This window comes from Robiginitalea aurantiaca (assembly GCF_030380815.1).
Classification (GTDB): domain Bacteria; phylum Bacteroidota; class Bacteroidia; order Flavobacteriales; family Flavobacteriaceae; genus Robiginitalea; species Robiginitalea aurantiaca.
Window position 1 is genome coordinate 1 of the sequence record NZ_JAUDUY010000033.1, and the last position, 716, is coordinate 716.

1 pseudogene is annotated in these 716 nt (G+C 47.5%); it reads left to right on the top strand.

The window, feature by feature from the left end:
* A pseudogene (locus QU605_RS15315) lies at positions 1-716 on the top strand (gliding motility-associated C-terminal domain-containing protein); the annotation flags it as partial.

Genomic DNA, 716 nt, shown 5'->3' on the forward strand with positions numbered 1-716 from the left:
AATGTAAACGATCCCTTCGATGTCAACGACGAGATCGATGATCCGGCCAACGACCTGCCCGATACGGACGGAGAGGGCGATGTAAATTACAGGGATATTGACGATGATGGAGATGGGATAGACACCCCGGATGAAGATAGCAATGAAAACGGGGATCCCACGGACGATGATACAGATAACGATGGTACTCCGGACTATCTGGATCCGACGGATGATTCCGGTCCCGACACGGATGGAGATGGTGTGCCGGATTCGGATGACCTCGACGACGACAATGATGGATTGCTAGACAGTACGGAGGATTTTGATATCGACGGAGATATGGATCCACTCACTAATCCACAGGATTCGGATGAAGATGGTAAACCGGATCATTTGGATATCGATTCAGACAACGATGGGATACCCGATAATATTGAAGCCCAGACTACTTCTGGTTACATAGCTCCTAACCCTGATAATGCAGAGACCTATGCCTCTAATTTAGGAGTAAATTCAGCTTATCTGGGAGGGTTAACCCCGGAAAATTCTGAAAATAATGGTGAGCCTGATTACCTGGATTCCGATTCGGACAACGATTTGGTTCCCGATAACAACGAGGGTAATGACTTTAATTTCGATGGACAGCCGGACTGGACCTTTACAGGTACAGACACGGATGGTGATGGTCTTGATGACGGGTATGAGGGAAGTAATGTAAACGATCCCTTCGATGT